Source organism: Nocardia uniformis NBRC 13702 (genome assembly GCF_001613345.1).
GTDB classification, from domain to species: Bacteria; Actinomycetota; Actinomycetes; order Mycobacteriales; family Mycobacteriaceae; genus Nocardia; species Nocardia uniformis.
The window spans coordinates 142,162-156,580 of the sequence record NZ_BDCE01000056.1 but is presented as its reverse complement, the minus strand read 5'-3'; the positions used below and the strand labels follow the sequence as shown (position 1 = coordinate 156,580).

Here is a 14,419-nt window from a genome sequence, read left to right as displayed (position 1 = left end):
GCTATTACTGAGTTAACCGAGTGACTATTGACAGCAGCTGAGGAGACGTTGTGGCTGGATCGAGGGCAGGCCGTCCGCGGGAGGGCTCGACCGGACCAGGCGACTGGCGTGAACGGCTGACCGCATTGCTCGACTCCTATGCGAAACGCCCCTGGCCGAAGACGTCCGAGGAACGCGCCGCCGCCGCACGCGCCTGGCATTCGGAGATGGTCGACGTGGGCGTCGCAGCACCGGGCTGGCCGAAATCTGTCGGCGGGCTCGATCTCGGGCTCGAGGACCAGCTCGACTACTACCGGATGACCAGCGCCGCCGGCGTGCCGAAGCATCCGAACTCGATTGCCTTCATCGTCGCGCCCACCCTGATCGTCTACGGCACCGAGGCGCAGAAAGCGCGCTTCCTCGAGCCGTTGCTACGGGCCGAGGAAACGTGGTGTCAGGGCTTTTCCGAGCCGGGGGCTGGTAGCGATCTCGCCTCACTGTCAACCAGGGCCGTCCGCGACGGCGACAACTACCGCGTCACCGGCCAGAAGATCTGGACCACGCGAGCCGCCGAGGCCGACTGGATGTTCGCACTGGTGCGTACCGGACCGCCCGGCCGCGGCACCGATGGCATCAGCTACCTGCTGATCCCGATGACTTCGCCCGGCATCGACGTCCGTCCGCTCCGGGATGCCGCCGGCGGCCACCACTTCGCCGAGATCTTCTTGGACGACGTCGTGGTCCCTGCGGAGAATCTGGTCGGGACAGAGGGCAACGGATGGTCGGTGATGCGCACCTCGCTGGGCCATGAGCGAGCCACCGCATTCCTCGCCGACGAGTTCCGCTACCGCGGCCTGGTGGACAAGGTGTTCGCTCTCGCGAAGGAGCAGGGGTACGCCGACAATGCCCTGGTACGTCAGGAACTGGCCTTCATCGAGACCGGCGTGCGAGCCATCGCCGCCAACAGCGCGCGCGCACTCGACGCGGTACTGCGCAAGGCGGACCCCGGCGGTGTCGCCTCGGTGAACCGACTGGTCAAGTCCGAATTCGAACAGCAGTTGCATCGGCTCGCGCAGCGTCTGACCGCGACGGGCGCCGCACTGAGCAGTCGGTCGGAGGGCGCTGTCGACGGCGGCCGCTGGTCCTACGGCTACTTCATGAGCAGGGCCTCGACCATCGGCGCCGGAACCGCGGAGATTCAGCGTAACGCCATCGCCGAGCAGGTGCTCGGCCTACCGTCGCACCGCGGTGAGAGCATCCGTCCGCCTGCCGTGGCGCCGGGTCGGCCGCTGACTCGACCGGACGAGGACGAGGCAGCGTTGCGCGACGTGCTCGGCACCGCGCTGGCTTCGCGCACCAGTACCGAACAGCTGCTGGCGTGGGCCTCCAAGACCACCGGGTACGACGCCGGGCTCTGGGATGAATTGGTGAGGTTCGGTCTTCCCGGTCTCGCGGTTCCGGAGGAACTCGGGGGCGGTGGTGCCGGGATGCGGATGCTCGCGGTCGCGGTGGAAGAGGCCGGCTACGCGGCCGCTCCGGTGCCGCTGGTCCCGACCTTGATCGCGCTCGAGGTGCTGCGGCAGGCGGGCGCCGCCGCGACTGTGCGCGCGGTGTGCGCCGGGACCACGGCTGCCTTCGTTGTCCCCGTCGATGACAACGGCTGGGTCGTCGACGGCCGGTTACCGATGCTGGACGGGTCCCGGCTGTCGGGTTCGGTCGAACGAGTACATGGCGCGCCGGTCGCCGACCAACTCGTACTGCTCGCTCGTGACACCGCCGACGGCGAGCTCGTCCTCGGCACGGTGAAGACCCTGTACGCCGAGGTCGTGCCGCAAGAATCGGTGGACCTCACCGGCACCATCGGGATCGTTGTGCTGGACGGGGTAGAACCTGAGGTCATCGCCCGCGGCGCCGAGGTCACGCGAATCCTGGACGCTGCCCGCCGAGTGGCCCAGGTGGTGCTCGCGGCGGATTCGGTCGGTGTCGCGAATAGGGCCTTGGCCCTGGCCGTCGATTGGGCCGGTCAGCGCCAGCAGTTCGGCAGGTTGATCGGTTCGTACCAGGCCATCTCGCATCGCTGCGCGGGGATGCTTGTCGGTGCCGAAGGCTCGCGCGGACAGGTGCTCGCCGCGGCGCACCTCGATTCGAACGATCCGGAGGTGCACTTGTCCGCGGATATCGCTGCCGCGGCCGCGCTCGATGCCGCGGTGTCGGCCGCCGAGGCGTGCATTCAGATCCACGGTGGTATCGGTTTCACCTGGGAACATCCCGCGCATCTGCTGCTGCGACGGGCGATCGCCAATCAGGTGGCACTTGGTCGCCCGGAGAATCTGCGCGACCGTGCTGCCGGCGCGGTACTGGACCGGCTGTGCTGACGTAGACATAGTCCAGCTCCCCCTCGACATCGGCTGTGACCGAGGACCGGCGTGTCGATCTACAAGACACTGGCCATCGATTCTGCGTGTGTTGCAGCCTCCAGTGAAGTCACGAGTGACGACGGTGATCGCCGGTGGCAATGGGGGTGTTGCCGAGCATGTTCTGACCTCCCGTGGTGGCGACTCGGCGATCGGCGTGTTCGAGTGACCAGGCGCCGATTTGGCATTACTTATCTATCTATGTGATACAAGTCTTGATATTCTCGGAGTGGATGCTACCCTTCTTCAAGGGTCTTATTTTGCGAGACAAAAGAGATTGCATGGTCTCACCCTGGCGTGAGCATGTCTCTTGCCTGCCGTGTCTCCGATGTGGTGCCTTGCGTCGGCGGTTGCAGGTCGCCGTCGCTCTTTGACAAACGGAAGGACTCCCGTGAAGCTCTCGATCGACACCAAGAAGTGTTCGGGGCATGCGCGTTGCTTTGCTGTCGCTCCCGACGTTTTCGACGTCGACGACTCCGGCTACGCGGTTCCGATCGACCGTGCGGTGGATGTTCCGCTGGACCCGGCTGTCGAAGCCGGTATCGCTGCGTGTCCCGAACGCTCCATAGTCCTCGCCTGAGCGTCCCGCGTGACCGACATGCGCATCGGGTTCGTCGGCACCGGCTGGATCGGTGAATCTATCGTCGAACTCCTGCTTGCCCCAGGACGTCGGTCCCGGGTCCTCGCTCCGCGCGACGAGGTGCGCCGACCTCTGACGGCCGCCGACGCGACCCTCGCCGAGGCGGTGCGCGACCGTGCTCGACGAATTCCTGCAGATCAAGGAGATCGCGTGGAGTCTTCCACGCGTCTGAACGCCTAGGCGCTGGCGACTCACTCTTCACTCAGCGACATCAGGAGAATGCAATGACACAGATCGAACCGCAGCGGATGGATTCGGCGTCCGGCTGCCCGGTGCAGGACTTCAACTATCGAGAGCTCAAGCCGGCTGGAACCTGGCACGCGGCCTATGATGGTTTCCGCGCCGAAGCGCCGTTGTACCGCAACGAGTTCGGGCCGGGTTTCTGGACGGTGGTCAATCACGAGGGCATCCTGCACATCCTGCAGCGGCCCGGGATCTTCTCCAGCAGTGTGGTTACCGTCCTCGATCCGGATCCGAAATACAGATGGATTCCGGAGATGCTCGACGGCAGCGAGCATATGGAGTGGCGCAAGCAGCTCGGTCCGCTGTTTTCGCCTCAGGCTGTCGAGCGGCTCGAGGAGAAGGTGCGGACCCGCGCGGTCGAGCTGATCGACAGCATTCTGGCGAAGGGCACCGACTCGTGCGATCTCATGGCCGAGTTCGCGCAGCGTTACCCTACGACGATCTTCCTTGAGCTGATCGGCCTGCCGACCGACGAGCTCGATCAGTTCATGGAATGGGAGCACGCTATTCTTCACAGCAGCTCCGAAGACCTTGAGGAGCTCGCCAGGATCAGGGCAGAGGCGATGCAGGCCGTCCAGGCCCGATTCGCATCGGTGATCGCCGAGCGGCGGGTGTCTCCGCGCGACGACATCATCAGCCGAGCCCAGACGTTCGTCGTGGAGGGGCAACCGGTCTCCGACGCGGATCTGCTCTCGTTCTGCTTGTTGATGTTCATGGCCGGTATGGATACCGTGTCGGTCACCCTCGGCTGGTCCTTCCACCACCTGGCGACCCATCCTGAGGACCGCGCCCGCATCGTCGAGGATCCCGAACTCATCCCGAGCGCGATCGAAGAGTTCCTGCGTGCGTACGCCATCGTGATACCTGCTCGGAAAGTCTTGCAGGACACCGAGGTTCAGGGGTGCCCGATGAAGGCCGGTGACATGGTCAACTTTCCGCTGTCCGCCTCGACCCGGGACGAGGCTGCGTTCCTGGACGCCGCGACCGTCGACATCGAGCGGAACCCCAATAATCACGTTGCCTTCGGCGCGGGTCCGCACCGCTGCCTCGGCTCGCACCTAGCGCGCCGCGAGTTGCGCATCGCGCTCGAGGAATGGCACAAGCGCATTCCCGAGTATCGCGTGGTGGCCGGTGCCGAACTGCTGGAAACCGGTGGGCAGCTCGGATTGACCTCGCTGCCGCTGGAATGGAACCGGTCCTGAACGGAGCAACGGCGGTACCCGCCGGAGCTGATCGCCCTCATCCGCGCCGTGGCGCGCTAGCCCGAAACCATCGATCTGGACCTGATCGAGAACTGTGCGCGACACAAAGAGTTCGCTCACCTCTACAGCACTTATATTACTATTATAACTAGGTTGAGCTGTTGGTGATATCCGGAGGAGTATGTATGAAGGTCGAAGTAGGTCAGACGTTGGTCAGTGTCGTGGATTCGACGGCGGTGGTTGTCGTCCGTGCGCCCGCTGCTGAGGTCGCGCTGACATGCGGGGGATCGGGCATGGTCGTGGGCAAGCCGGGCGCTGCGACCGGTCCGGCTGATACCGGAGCCGGGACTGTGCTCGGTAAGCGCTACGTCGACGGCGATACCGATCTGGAAGTGCTGTGCATCAAGGCCGGCGGCGCGGCACTGGCCCTCGATGGCCGCGCCTTGGCGATCAAGACCGCCAAGCCGCTGCCGTCCTCGGATTGAAGCCGGCCTGTTCGCTGTCGCTACGGAGCTTGGAGCTCGAATGAAACTGACGATGTTGCTCGACATGGCGGCCGACGGTTTCGCCGACCGTGTTCTGATCGGATCGAGCCCCGACGGCATCACCGCCGCTCGCCTCGCCGAGATGGCCGACGCCGGGGCGTGGACGATCCGCGACTCCGGCGCCGACGCAGTGGTCTATCTCGCGGTGAACGGGCCCGCTTTCCCGGTGGCGCTCTTCGCGGCCGCTCGCGCGGGTGTTCCGCTGGTGCCGGTCAACTACCGGCTGGGCGCCGAGCAGCTGCGGGCGCTGCTGGCGAATCATCCCCGAGCCGTCGGAATCGCCGATGGCGCCCATGCCCAGATGCTGCGCGAGGCCGGTATGACGGTGCTGACTCCCGAGGAGTGGCTCGCGGACACCAACGTGGCTGGTCGCGGCCCGGTTCCGCCGGTGGATATCGACGCGCCCGCCGTCGTCATCTACACCAGCGGGACCACGGCGGCGCCGAAAGGTGTCCTGCTGCGCCACGAGAACCTCACCGCCTACGTGTTCGGATCGGTGGAGTTCGCCTCTGCCGACGCCGAGGACGCTGCGCTGATCAGCGTTCCTCCATATCACGTTGCCGCGGTTGCCAACACGATCACCAGCGTGTATTCCGGCAGGCGGGCCGTCATCCTCGAACAGTTCACTCCCGAGCAGTGGCTGCAGGCCGCGCGCCGGGAGCGGATCACCAACGCTCTGGTGGTGCCGACGATGCTGTCTCGCATCATCGAATCGGACGCCGACAAGGATGTCCCGACTTTGCGTGCGGTGGCGTATGGTGGCGCGCCGATGCCGGCGACGGTGATCGAACGGGCACTCGGGCTCTGGCCGCGGGTGGAATTCGTCAATGCCTACGGCCTGACGGAGACCAGTTCGACGATCGCGGTTCTCGGTCCGGATGACCACCGGGCGGCGCTGGTCGGCGAGGATCCTGAGGTCCGTCGCCGCCTCGGTTCGGTCGGTCGGGTGGTCCCGGGTATCGACCTCGAGGTTCGTGATGCCGACAACGTTGCGGTGCGGCCCGGTGTGGTCGGCGGTATCTGGGTACGCGGTGAACAGGTTTCGGCCGAATACGCGGGTATCGGCAGACTCGTTGATGACCGCGGCTTCTTCGACACTCGTGACCAGGGCCATCTCGACAGTGCCGGGTATCTCTTCATCGGCGGCCGGGTCGACGACATGATCATCCGGGGCGCGGAGAACATCGCCCCGGCGGAGATCGAGGATGTGCTGCTGCGCCATCCGTCGGTGGTCGACGCGGTCGTGGTGGGTGTCCCGGATGAGGAGTGGGGACAGCGGATCGAGGCTGCCATCGTTGTCTGGCCGGGGGTGGAGGTTGCCGTTGAAGAACTGCGGAACCACGTGCGCGCCACACTGCGCGGGAGCAAGACGCCTGACCGCATCGTGGTCTGGAGCGAACTGCCGCGCACTGAGACCGGGAAAATCGTGCGTCGTCATGTCCTTGACCACCTGCTCGCGCCTGACGAGTACGAGACTCCATCGAAATGTTGACCTAGATAACTAAGTAATCTAAGTTGAAGGAATGGGGCAGAGTGGGAGTTTCGCATGACGAGCATCAAGGATGCGCTGGTAAGCCTGTGGAATGCGCCGGACGACGCCCGCATGATCCAGCAGGGCGAGTCGTGGTTCGAGTGGGGCACGGTGCGAAGACTGGCCGAGCGCCTGGACATGGAACTGGACAGTCTCGGGTGCGGTGCGGGTAGCCGAGTCGCCGTCGTTCTCGGAAATCGGATGGAGTCGGTCGCCGCGCTGCTCGCCATTCTCGGCAAGGGGCGGACCATCGTCACGCTGAATCCCATGCAGCCGACGGCCAGAGTGGCCGCCGACATGACGGGAGCTGCGCCACGGGCGGTACTGGCCGCCGCGGAGATGTGGTCGGAACTGGAGTTCCTGGCCGCGGCCGACGCTGCCGGTATCAGCGGGCTCGCTGTCGACGGCGAGTCTGTGGCGAGGGCCAATTCGCCTGTCGCGGCAGCGCCCGAGCCTGACCGCACGGTCGGTGAGGCGGTCGGTGTCGAGATCTTCACCTCGGGTACCACCGGCCCGCCGAAGCGGATTCCGCTGACCTGGCGCCAGCTCGAGGCGGCGCTGACCGCGGTGCACTCGCACACCGGGGCGGCCGGACCCGCCGACCGTGTGCCCCTGACCGGCAGCGTCGGGTTGATCCTGCTGCCGATCGTCCACATCGGTGGGCTCTGGGGCGTGTTGCAATGTCTGGCGGAGGCAAGGCCGTTCGTGCTGCTGCCTCGTTTCACGGTCGCGGGGTGGACGGCTGCGGTCAAAGAGCACCGTCCCAAGGTCACCGGACTACCGCCTGCGGCGATGCGGGCTGTTCTCGACGCGGATGTCCCGCGCGAAGACCTGTCCAGTCTGCGGGCGGTCACCGCGGGAACAACCGTGGTCAGCCCCACCCTCGCCGACGAGTTCACCGCTAGATACGGGATACCGGTGCTGGTCATGTACGGAGCGACCGAGTTCTCCGGCGCTGTCGCCGGCTGGACCAAGCCGCTGCACGCGCAGTGGTGGCAGCAGAAGCGGGGGAGTATCGGCAAGCCGTTCCCGGGTGTCCGGATGCGGATCACCGACGAGGACGGCATGGAGCTGCCATTCGGTCGAACCGGTCGCCTGGAGGTGCATTCGAGACAGGCGGGTGCGGGTACGAGCCACTGGGTGCGTACCTCCGACATCGGTCACATCGACGACGACGGGTTCGTCTTTGTCGACGGCCGCGCTGATGACGCGATCATCCGGGGCGGCTTCAAGATTCAGCCCGAGACCGTCGCCCACGCCCTTCGGGAGCATCCGGCGGTGCTCGATGCGACGGTGTTCGGCCGTGAGGACACAAGGCTCGGGCGGGTGCCAATCGCTGTCATCGAGCCCGCCGAGGGTTTCGATGTGATCGACGAGGCGGAGTTGAAGGCGTTCTGCCGAGACCGGCTCACAGCTTACGAGATTCCCGTGCGTGTCTTCACGGTCTCGCGGCTACCGCGAGGAGTCTCGATGAAGGTCGATCGGCGCCGTCTACTCGAGCTGGTCGCCGAGATCGAAATCCCGATTTCGGCGGTGAAGGAAGCAACGCCCGAGAACTCGACACCCAGTTGATTCTCGGTTTCATCTGGGAGCGCCCGGCGCACCCGCTGGTGCGCCGCATCCGAAGAATTGAGGACTCATGACTACTACCGACATCGCTGACACGCAGGTCTTCCGGTTTCGGGACGAGGACATCGCGCGGACCAAGGATCTGATCGGCGTCTACCACGCGGTGACCCAGCGCGAGCACTTCACCAGAGCCACTCCGGACGTGATGCGTGCCTTCGCGCGCAGCTACGGCGACGACAACCCCCTCTTCGTCGACGAGGAGTACGGCAAGAAGACTCGCTGGGGCGGGCAGATCGCGCCGCCGATGATCAACATCGCGCTGAAGAAGGAACTGGCGGCCGACCCGATCCCCAAGGAACAGCGCCGACCGTCGTTCCGTGGCATCCACGTCTTCGTCTCCGGCACGACAACCCATTGGTATCGGCCGGTCACCGACGGTGACGTCCTGTATTCCTTTCGAGGCATCGAAACGGTGGAGGAGAAGCAGTCGGAGTTCGCGGGACGTTCGGTGATCGTCACCCACCTGCATGCCCAGTTCAATCAGCGCGCGGAAATCGTTCAGACACAACGAGTGATCACGATCCACACCGAGCGTCACGAATCCAAGAAGCGGAGCAAGTACGGCAGCGTCGAAGCGGCCTCCTACACCGAGGAGGACATCGCCCGGATCGACGAGGTGTACTCGGCCGAGCGGCCCGGGGGAGCGGACCCGAGGTGGTTTGAGGACGTTGCGGTGGGCGAGTCGCTCGGAACCATGGCCAAAGGTCCGCTGACCACCACCGATGTCGTAGTTTTCCATTCGGGCGGCTACGGTTTCGCGCCGTACACGCCGTCGGCCTCGCGGTTGGCCTACAAGAACCGCCGCCGAATCGCGGCGTTCTACGTTCCCGACGAGGCGGGGATCCCGGACGTCGCTCAGCGGATCCACTGGGACAGCGCGTACGCGAAGTCCATCGGCCTGCCCGCCGCCTACGACTATGGGATGATGCGCGATTGCTGGCTCAGCCACTACCTCACCGACTGGGTGGGCGACGACGGCTGGCTGGTGAGTATGTCGTCGCAGATGCGCCGGTTCAACTACCTCGGGGACACACATATGATCACCGGGGAGGTGACCGGCACACGAGTGCAGGACGGTATGTATCTGGCCGAGGTCGAGCTGCGTGGCACCTCGCAGCGGGGCGAAGTCACCTGCCCGGCTACCGCGACGGTATCGTTGCCTTCCCAGGTGTGTGGTTCGGCTGTTCTGCCTGCCGCGCCACGGGAATTGGAAGAGATTGCGGCGCGGATGATGCAGCGCCACCTCGAGCTCATCCCCGGGTAGCGCGCATTCGAGATCGGGTTTGTCACCGAAGTCCCGCCTCAGGAGGAGCTCTGGGACCACGCTGATCGGCCGACCGCGTGTATCGCGGCGAAGCTGCCTGCCGCGATACAGGGATGGTCGGGGAGTCGTCCAGTACCGGCCGAGGTCATGCTCTGGCGGTATGTCCTCCATGGTGATCGGCGAACGGTTCGCGCCGGAATCCAGCTGGACTCAGTCGAGAATGTCGCGCACCTTGACGTCTTCGTAGCCGCGTAGAAGCAGGTCACGGGTCGTGGTCATGTGGTTCTGCCAGTGCTCGAACGCCCCGTCGGCATCGCGTGCACGCAGCAGTTTGATGAGCCTGCGGCAGGACCGGATGAGCAGTTTGGGGTTCTCGGCGTTGCCTTCCCGATGCTCTTCGACGCGATCGTGCACGACTACCGATGTATGGCGCTCGAAGATCTCCTGCAACATGCCCGCGATGAGCGCGAGGGTATGGTTGCCTGACAGCTGGACCATGCGCAGGTGGAAGATCGAGCTGCCGCGCGCGAGCCGATCGAGGTCGTATCCGAGCGGGATCTCCTCGTCGACGATGCGCTCCAGTTCGTCGAACGCGGCTTCGGTGCCGTTCTCGGCGAGCAGCCGAGCCGCAGCGGGCTCGATCGCCTCACGGGCGACGAAGACGTCGGCGACAGTGGCGCCCGCGAGTTCCAGCAGCAGGGATGCCGGCCGCGCCGCGACCTCCGGTCCGGGCACACACACCCGCGCGCCGGCGCGTGATCCGCGTCGCACCTCGACGAGACGCTCGGATTCGAGCACGCGCACCGCTTCACGGAGGGTGGGGCGGCTGATGGAGAAATGCACCATGAGTTCGGTTTCGTTGGGGAGGTGATCGCCGTCCTGGAGTTCGCCGTCGACGATCATCCGTCGAAGTTTGCGGGCAACCAACTCCGCGGTCTTGGGCGTACGGATAGGCCGCATGGTCGAATGTGGCTGGTCGAGCTTCGAAGCGAACAACTCGTCGGTCACTACGCTACCTCCGTCGGGATCGTCGATAGCCGTGCCGCGCAACCGCTGGCCGTCGATCATGGACGTGCCGCGATGTCAGCACAGTCTCGGTTCACCGCAACACACCTACCTATCGTAGTTAACCATATGCGTCGGCAGCGTCGCTGCCGTCTATGAGTGGGCGCCGTCGACCGCTCCTCAGGCCGTGGTTCCGGCACGTGGTGATAAATTAGTAGCCTGATCAGGCTCGTCGGCATGGCGTGCTACTCATCGCGCACCACGATCCGACCGCCGATCACCACCATCCGCACCCAGCTGGCGTCCTGTCGTGTCAGTGCTTGTCGCAGTGGACCGCCGAGCAGGCAGAGATCGGCGCGGACGCCGCAAGCTAGGTGTCGCGGCGGACCGCCCGGGTCGCCTGGGGTTCCGAGATAGCCCGCGAGTGCGGTCATCGGCGTGACGCATTCGTCAGGCCCCAGCACCGCGCCGCTGCGAGCCGTCCGGTCGGTCGCGGCACGCATTACCGCCCAGGGGTCGAGCGGGCCGTGCGGCGCATCGCTGGATGGGGTGACTTTCACACCCGCACGTAGCAGACTCGCGTACGGGTAGAGGTAGGGAAGGTCATCGGAGGCGACGTCGCGGAGGTAGTCATCGCCGCGTGCCGACAAAAATCCGGGCTGCGTGACCACCCGTAAACCCAGGCGTGAAATCCACTCCGCGACCCCCTCTGGAACGATCCCGGCATGTTCGATTCGGTCGCCCTCGATGCTGCCGACGCCATCGAAGACCACCATGCTCAGCAGCAACGACTCACGGCTCACACAGTGCACCGCCACTGCGCGGCCGACGCTGTGCGCCCCGGCGACAGCGGCGGCGAGCTGGTCGAAGGTCGGCAGGTCGTGGTCGCGTAGCAGCAATTTACGGGGTCCGACGGAGAGTCCGCCGCCCACAGTTCCTGTGTTGTCTGCACCCAGCAGGGTGATGGACTGGGGCAACGCGCCGCTGCGGTGTCCCGACGACAGCAGGCCGATCGCCGTGTCGTCCAGGTCCGGCGTGGCATCGGTGACGCTGGTGATGCCGTATCGCGCCAGCGTTTCCCCGACCTGGGCCAGATCGGGGACGTCGGCCGGTAGGGCAGGGCGGAGCCGTGAATCGTAGCGCCACAGTCGCCCGGTGGGTGCGCCGGACTCGTCGCGTTCGACATCGGCGGTGGCGTCGAGAACTCGGGAAACCGTGTCCACACCGACGGAATTCAGAATCCATAGCGCGCCGCTGCGATGCTGAACGCGAACCGGCCGGTAGGGGAGCAGACGGTCCAGCACGTGTCGATCGAGATCGCCGGCCACGGATTCGTGATAGCCGGTTCCCCGTACCCAGCCGGATCCCGCGTGTGCCCGGAGTGCCCGCGCCAGCGCGCCGAGATCGGTCACCGACGGCGGTCCGCAATCAACGGATCGGCGCGTGGCCGCGAGTGCGAGCAGGTGCAGATGGTGGTCGTGCAGACCCGGTAGCAGCGCCCCTGCGCCGCCATCGATCAGTTCGGCCGAGTCGATCGACAGACCCCGGCCGATCTCGGCGATGTACTCACCGACGACGCGGACATCGACCCGGGCCCCATCGATTTCGACATCGCGGAACAGGATACTCACGGACGTGCTCCGAAAACGGTGGCATTATCCGCGCCGATTCCCTTGGCACGTCCGGGAACCCGGCGCCGAACGGGCGGAACCACCGGAAAGCGCCCGTCCGCGGTCTCGACCAGCCAGCCGTTGTCGGTGCGCACAACGGCGTGCTGCTCGGGGATGTCGGTGCCGACTTCCGCGGCCACATGCAGCATCGAGATATCGATGAGTCGGGCGCGGTCGGCGAGAAGGGCCTCGGACGCGGCGGCCGCCGCACACGTCCCGGTGAGTGGATCGGCCAGCGCGTCACCACAGGGCAGTCGATCGTCCCCGTCGGCCACGACGAGTCCTGCGGACGCGGCGATGTCGTCGCCGAATCCGACGGTGTTACTGGCGCGTCCACGCGCCGTGATCGACAGCCACGAGGTCCCGTCGGCCACACAGTCGGCGGCCTCGATGCCGAACTGGCGCAAGGCCCGGGCGCGGGCGGATTCCAGCACGAGATCGGCATCGGCGATCAGGGCACGCAACCTGTCCACGTCACGTTGGTATCCGAAATCCACCTCGACCATGCTGTGTCCGCTGTGCAGAAGATCGAAGAACGCGGGTGGGCCGAACCGTGCGCCGTCCGGGCGGGAGCGACTTTCCACTTTGATGACCTGTGCGCCGCCCAGGCCCAGTAGGTGCGCGCACAGCGGGCCCGCCCATAAGACCGTCAGATCGATGACGAGCGGGCGCTCGCGCCGGTGGCGTCGTGGCCCGAGCTCCGTGATTTCCACCGCGGCACGTGAATCCAGGCCGTCGCCGGGGACGGCGCCTCCCGCAAGACCCAGCAGCGCGACGCGCCGGGCCGCCTCGGCGGTCGGGACGTCGTGTGCCCAGCGGGCGACGGTTTCCCACGGATCCGCCTCGAGGGCCGGCCGCTCGACCAGCGCTGGGATGAGTTCGATATCGGTGGCGCGAGGCAGTGACAGGCCAAGCCACCCGTCACCGGTACGCACCGTACGGAACGCACCGCCACAGGAGGCAGGTCCGCGGCGCGTGAATCCCGCGATGGCAGCCCGCTCACCGAGCAAGCCGACTCCCGGAAGCCTCGGCTGGCGTCCGCTCCGCGCCGTGGTGGTCTGCTCGAATTGCCATAAGGACTCGGCGACAGCGGACGCGGGGCGTCCGGGGGTGGCGCACGGCGCTCCGCCGGCGCGGCCGGTCAGTGCCATCGCCCCGGAAGCGGCCCATGCGCGCAGCGGTGAGCGCGCGTTGGCCTCCAGGGAGTCAGGCTCGGCCATCGACCAGCCCCCAGTCCAGCGCGGTACCGATCTCGATCGGTCGGCCGGTGAGCGCGAGAAAGGCTGTGCGCCAACGTCCGATCCGGTGGCACAGGGAGACGGTTCCGCCGGCACCGGGCACGAGGCCCATGGACAACTCCGGCAACTGGAACCAGGCGTCCTCGTGCGCTTCCACGCGGTGCGCGAAGGCGGGAAGCTCGATGCCCGCGCCGATACACGGTCCGTGCAGGACGGCGCGCAGGCGGTGGGCGAGGCGATGCGCGGCATGGCCTGCGCTGCGGCCCACCCGCACCAGATGCGCGGTGGCCGCGTCATGAGCCGAGCCGAACTCGTCGAGATCACCTCCGCTGCAGAAGGATCGCCCGGCTCCGCGAAGCACGACCTCGCGGATGTCGGGGTCGAGCTCTGCCACCGCGAACGCGTCGAGCAACCCGTCCCGGACGGCCCGACCGAACGCATTGTGCCGTTCCGGGCGGTTGAGGGTTACCACCAACGTCTCGCCTGCCCGGTCAAGCAGTACCGGAACATCACTGTCAGGTACCGGCCGCCGCGGTATCCGAGCCCGCCAACCCGCGAATTCCGAGCCCGCCAGCAGCATGGAGTAGGCCAGTGATTCCGCGAGCAGCCCGTCCTCGACGGTCGATCGTGAGGTGAGTGCGAGCAACCCCGCCAGAGTGATCGCCGCGCGCGGTGCGGTGGTAACGGTCGCAGCGATGGCGTCCAGATCGGTGTGATCGCCGCGCACCCAGGACCGGCCTGGCCCGCTGGGCGCGAGCGTGCAGGTCAGCGATTCCAGCAGTGGCTCGGCGGCCGCCGGAAGCGCGGAGTCGCTGACACCGATCATCACGACGCAACGTCGCCTGCCGAGCGCACCGGCAGCGGCCTCGGCGTACGACCACTGGTCGCGATCCAAGTCGACGACCACCATCGGAGCTGCCGGCATGCCGGAATCGGTCACGTCGAGGATGGCCGCGCCCGCGGCGAGCTCCTTCAGGCCGAGGTGTTCCACCACAACCTCCGTAGTCGGTCCACCACGACGCAGGGCATCCTCGCGGTTGGTGTGCCGGTGGCTCATGC

The 14,419-nt window shown here is 66.4% G+C and carries 12 protein-coding genes; 8 read left to right on the top strand and 4 right to left on the bottom strand.

The features are described from left to right. Nucleotides 1-50 precede the first annotated feature (50 nt). The 8 genes from NU1_RS19870 (at nucleotide 51) to NU1_RS19835 (ending at nucleotide 9,447) form a co-directional block, all read left to right on the top strand. Entirely contained in the window at nucleotides 51-2,354 is a 2,304-nt protein-coding gene (locus NU1_RS19870; protein WP_067523284.1) for an acyl-CoA dehydrogenase family protein, read from the top strand. Nucleotides 2,355-2,784: 430 nt separating this feature from the next. Continuing rightward, nucleotides 2,785-2,973, top strand: coding sequence for a ferredoxin (locus NU1_RS19865; protein ID WP_067523283.1), 189 nt, complete (start codon nucleotides 2,785-2,787; stop codon nucleotides 2,971-2,973). 9 nt (nucleotides 2,974-2,982) lie between these two features. Further along, nucleotides 2,983-3,213, top strand: coding sequence for a hypothetical protein (locus NU1_RS19860; RefSeq protein ID WP_067523282.1), 231 nt, complete (start codon nucleotides 2,983-2,985; stop codon nucleotides 3,211-3,213). A 44-nt stretch (nucleotides 3,214-3,257) separates the two neighbouring features. Next, entirely contained in the window at nucleotides 3,258-4,478 is a 1,221-nt protein-coding gene (locus NU1_RS19855; RefSeq protein ID WP_067523281.1) for a cytochrome P450, read from the top strand. Nucleotides 4,479-4,663: 185 nt separating this feature from the next. Further along, nucleotides 4,664-4,963 (top strand): hypothetical protein, encoded by a 300-nt coding sequence (locus NU1_RS19850; protein ID WP_067523280.1) that lies wholly within the window; start codon nucleotides 4,664-4,666, stop codon nucleotides 4,961-4,963. A 40-nt stretch (nucleotides 4,964-5,003) separates the two neighbouring features. Then, a complete protein-coding gene (locus NU1_RS19845) occupies nucleotides 5,004-6,515 on the top strand; it encodes a class I adenylate-forming enzyme family protein (RefSeq protein WP_067523279.1) in 1,512 nt (503 codons plus the stop codon). A 54-nt stretch (nucleotides 6,516-6,569) separates the two neighbouring features. Further along, the gene (locus tag NU1_RS19840; RefSeq protein WP_067523278.1) at nucleotides 6,570-8,126 is read left to right on the top strand and encodes a class I adenylate-forming enzyme family protein; all 1,557 of its coding nucleotides are present in this window, start codon (nucleotides 6,570-6,572) and stop codon (nucleotides 8,124-8,126) included. A gap of 67 nt (nucleotides 8,127-8,193) precedes the next feature. After that, nucleotides 8,194-9,447 carry an FAS1-like dehydratase domain-containing protein gene (locus tag NU1_RS19835; protein ID WP_067523277.1) on the top strand — a complete coding sequence of 418 codons (1,254 nt, stop codon included), beginning with the start codon at nucleotides 8,194-8,196 and terminating at the stop codon, nucleotides 9,445-9,447. Nucleotides 9,448-9,657: 210 nt separating this feature from the next. On the opposite strand, the gene NU1_RS19830 is transcribed toward NU1_RS19835, so the two are convergent. From NU1_RS19830 to NU1_RS19815, 4 genes are all read right to left on the bottom strand, one after another. Continuing rightward, a complete protein-coding gene (locus NU1_RS19830) occupies nucleotides 9,658-10,455 on the bottom strand; it encodes a FadR/GntR family transcriptional regulator (protein ID WP_371859814.1) in 798 nt (265 codons plus the stop codon). Nucleotides 10,456-10,697: 242 nt separating this feature from the next. Continuing rightward, nucleotides 10,698-12,083, bottom strand: a complete 1,386-nt coding sequence (locus NU1_RS19825; RefSeq protein ID WP_067523276.1) for an amidohydrolase family protein — start codon at nucleotides 12,081-12,083, stop codon at nucleotides 10,698-10,700. After that, the gene (locus NU1_RS19820; protein ID WP_067523275.1) at nucleotides 12,080-13,342 is read right to left on the bottom strand and encodes a CoA transferase; all 1,263 of its coding nucleotides are present in this window, start codon (nucleotides 13,340-13,342) and stop codon (nucleotides 12,080-12,082) included. Before NU1_RS19820 ends, NU1_RS19825 begins: the two co-directional genes overlap by 4 nt. Next, a complete protein-coding gene (locus NU1_RS19815) occupies nucleotides 13,329-14,417 on the bottom strand; it encodes an enoyl-CoA hydratase/isomerase family protein (RefSeq protein WP_084521632.1) in 1,089 nt (362 codons plus the stop codon). Before NU1_RS19815 ends, NU1_RS19820 begins: the two co-directional genes overlap by 14 nt. Between the last annotated feature and the right edge of the window lie 2 nt (nucleotides 14,418-14,419).

What these genes read in the sequence shown, in the direction of transcription:
- NU1_RS19835 (WP_067523277.1), top strand. Translation starts at nt 8,194, where the DNA reads ATGACTACTACCGACATCGCTGACACGCAGGTCTTCCGGTTTCGGGAC.
- NU1_RS19845 (WP_067523279.1), top strand. Translation starts at nt 5,004, where the DNA reads ATGAAACTGACGATGTTGCTCGACATGGCGGCCGACGGTTTCGCCGAC.
- NU1_RS19840 (WP_067523278.1), top strand. Translation starts at nt 6,570, where the DNA reads ATGACGAGCATCAAGGATGCGCTGGTAAGCCTGTGGAATGCGCCGGAC.
- NU1_RS19855 (WP_067523281.1), top strand. Translation starts at nt 3,258, where the DNA reads ATGACACAGATCGAACCGCAGCGGATGGATTCGGCGTCCGGCTGCCCG.
- NU1_RS19820 (WP_067523275.1), bottom strand. Translation starts at nt 13,342, where the DNA reads ATGGCCGAGCCTGACTCCCTGGAGGCCAACGCGCGCTCACCGCTGCGC.
- NU1_RS19815 (WP_084521632.1), bottom strand. Translation starts at nt 14,417, where the DNA reads ATGAGCCACCGGCACACCAACCGCGAGGATGCCCTGCGTCGTGGTGGA.
- NU1_RS19850 (WP_067523280.1), top strand. Translation starts at nt 4,664, where the DNA reads ATGAAGGTCGAAGTAGGTCAGACGTTGGTCAGTGTCGTGGATTCGACG.